At 55.4% G+C, this 3,310-nt stretch carries 3 protein-coding genes; 2 read left to right on the forward strand and 1 reads right to left on the reverse strand.

The genetic code is table 11. The annotated features are described in order from the left end of the window. Positions 1-1,078 (reverse strand): hypothetical protein (locus tag B3C64_RS03800; protein WP_291533845.1); only part of this gene is annotated, 1,078 nt, incomplete at its 3' end. Positions 1,079-1,270: 192 nt separating this feature from the next. Between B3C64_RS03800 and B3C64_RS03805 the strand changes: the two genes are divergently transcribed. Both B3C64_RS03805 and B3C64_RS03810 read left to right on the forward strand, forming a co-directional pair. Then, positions 1,271-1,927 carry a response regulator transcription factor gene (locus tag B3C64_RS03805; protein WP_291533846.1) on the forward strand — a complete coding sequence of 219 codons (657 nt, stop codon included), beginning with the start codon at positions 1,271-1,273 and terminating at the stop codon, positions 1,925-1,927. Beyond that, on the forward strand, positions 1,927-3,310 hold a 1,384-nt coding region (locus B3C64_RS03810; RefSeq protein WP_291533847.1), incomplete at its 3' end, for a hypothetical protein. The genes B3C64_RS03805 and B3C64_RS03810, both read left to right, overlap by 1 nt.

The following is a 3,310-nucleotide window of genomic DNA, read 5'->3' on the forward strand; positions in this document are numbered from 1 at the left end:
TGCCTACTTCCGCGCTTGAATTCGCCGGATCGGCAAGGGTCTCCACAGAAACCACAGCATCCAAATGTTGCCACCGCCTGGCGGAATCCAACTGCTGCGAAGCGGCCATGAACGCATACGAGGACGTTCCACCGGCGACCAAGGCGAGCACCGCGCAAATGAATTTCCATGCAAGCTGTCCACATAGCAGTCGCCTGGACAGGGTATGGCGCGCGGCCAACTGCCGAATCGACGGCATCGTGAGCGACGAGAACAACGCAATCACCACGACAAACAGCAGCGCAAGCCCCGCAGCTACCGATAAATAAGCTTTGCAATACTCGGCAACGGAATTCACCGCATGGGTCAGCAGAACGACCGCAGAAGCGCCTATTCCGCCTAAGCAATACCATGACAGACAAATTTTCGAGAAATCAACGATGTCTTGATAGAGAATACGCCCATTGCCAACGCCGTTCAGGATAAGCATCGAATGGAGCCTCTCCCGGTTGCCCGCCCACGACCAACCCGTCGCACATATCGCCACACAAAGCACGACAATGCCAAACGCGCCCGATTGGTTGTCGGACAGCAATCCGAACACATCGGCATTCGAAACCCGGCGTCCATCGTTAACGATGGCGCCGTCATAGGTTTTCACCAGTTTCTCGAATGAGTTTCTCATATCGGCATCCGAGAACGAATACGCTCCGGAGATACTCGCATCCGCCAAATCGGACAAAGACGACAATGTGACGGAGCGGGATCCTCCATATTGATGCTTCGACAGATCTCGCTCAGCCTGCGATTCATCTCCAAAAACGAAGAGTCCCGAAACCGCGGGATCCGATGAGGAATCCGCCGCAGAAGTCATTTTCGTTTTGGAAAGCGCGCCGAATTCGCCTTTGCGGTATGGCAACGCATCCAACGCCGCGACAATATCCGTCTTCTGTGCTTTGGACCTCGAAAAATCCACAGAAACGAACGTCGTGGTTCCTATGGGATACACCGCATCCAAAGATTCCAGCGCGGCGACGATGATATACGAAACAACCAACGGCATGATCAAACCCAATACCGCAAGAATCCTCTTTGCCATGTTCCCCTCCATTCGCTCCCATCAGAGAAGGTACCGTTCAACATATGCTCCTATGAACGTCAAATGAAATGGTTGTCAAGAAAAACTTGACCCCGCAGGAGAACGAAGAAAGCGCCTCCGGCAGGGCCGTATCCCGCCCGGGAAAATAGCGGAATTCGCCACAAAACCGTCGGCAAGGGTGTATTCGCTAATGTGAATGCACCTACTACAGTCGCCGTTTTGGATAATGATCCCTGGAGTGCGAGATCCCTTGCCCAATGGATTGAGAACAGTGCACCATCAATCCATATCATCTGGCAGACGTCATCCGCCGCGGAAGCGCTTCACCGGTGCCTATATGGAACGCATAAACCCGATGTTCTCATTCTCGACATGGCATTGAGCGACGCATCAGGGCCATCCGTATGCACGCAGATACGGAAGCGCACGTCCTCAATCGGCATAATCGGAGTCACAGCATACGATCCCAAGCAATATATCGACGATCTGGCGCAGGCCGGCGCACAGGCCCTTGTCGCAAAAGAACGTTTTGCCGCCGATTTGAAAAACCTGCTGCCTGTCGTGGCCAAGGGCGAAAGTTCCGATCCGACGGTGTTCATGACCACCGCACAGGCGCACGACAAGCTGGCGCGGCAAACCCGGAATCAATCCTCACTTCAGCAACTCAGCGCACGCGAGCTGCAGGTACTCCGCCGCTATGCGCATGATGCCAGCACCGCCGAAATCGCCTCGGAGCTCGGAGTCACCGCCAATACCGTATTCACGTATATGCATAGAATCGCACAAAAACTCGGCGTGAAAAATCGTTTGGAGGCCATCAAAGCGTGCAAAAAATACGATCTCTTGTGATGCGTCTGCCACAATCGCTGCCGCACTTCGATGCCATTCCGCGTAGATCAGGCAATCGCGGTCATCATGATGAAAATACGCGGCCTGCGTTTGGCAAGACGTTTACCGGCATCACGCTGACTTGCGGTCTTCTTTACATCGCGAATATCGCGATTCCCGGCTTTGGATTCCAGTGGAACTCTCCTTATATCGGTTTTTCCATCTGCTGCGATATCGGCACGCTGGTATTTTTCCGTCTGCACCCGCAGACCGCTTCGGTAGCCATGATTCTTCTGTGGACGGCGGAACGCTACGTGCCATGGAATCTGCCATACACCTATGTTTTCGCGGTATTGACCGCAGCCGCCACTCTGGGATATCTGCGGTTCCGTCTGGCTTTGAGCACATGCTTGGCTTCCGCCCTGACACTGTTCTTCATCAGGGTTTCATCGTTGGAAGGCACCGTGCTTATGAGTCTGGTGTTCCTGACGGCTTCCTGCGGCGGATTCGTGTTTCGGCTATACCAAGACCGAAACCACGCCGTTTCGCAACTAGGCCTGCATCGCCGTCAGGAAATGATCGCCGGGAAACTGCATGATGTCGTCTGCAATGATCTGGCATACGTATTGCGGCAAATCGATACTTTGGAAGCGGCGCAAGAGCATTCTGCGGATGCGGAAAAGGAGCATCCTGCGGACACGGGAAGCCGCACCGATTCGTTGGCCGAAATACGGCAAAGCATCACCGAAGCGCTGCAATACACGCGCACAGCCATCACGACCCTGCAGGCGGCGGACGCCGAATCCCGCGAAACGCGCTTCAGTGGCGGCACAGGCTCGACCAGCGGCAATGCCGGCAGGACGGCAATCGATATCGCGGCATTGCTCAATCAGGGGCAGGGGAAACTCGACCATGTCGGCATCAGCGGCATCATTGCCGCGCCGAGCATGGGGACCGTGACGATGCCCGGCACCACGGCCGCGCTCGTAGAAGGCTTGATCCGGGAGATATTCGGCGACCTGCTCAAATACGCCGACCCTGCAAAAGGATATGTCCTTACCGCAAGAAGCGACGGCATCACCTTGCATATCGGCGTCAGCGATTCGCCTCGCCCGGATTGTCGGCAGAACATCCCGCCAGACATTTCACCGATTTCGGCGGGCACCCCGTCGAACGCATCGCCGATCTTATTGGACGCCCCGTCAAGCACCCCGTCGAACACCCAAAAGTCATCACCAGCTGGATCGCCGGTTAATTCGCCGGCCGAATCATCGGACAAATCATCGGCTGAATCGCCGACCGATACGATGGACGTCTCATCAGTCCCACCGCTTCATGGCGGTACGGGCATACGATCGTATCAATCACGGATTGCGGCATTAGGCGGCGAATTATCCGTCTCCG

Source organism: Bifidobacterium sp. UBA6881 (assembly GCA_002451435.1).
Lineage (GTDB): Bacteria > Actinomycetota > Actinomycetes > Actinomycetales > Bifidobacteriaceae > Bifidobacterium.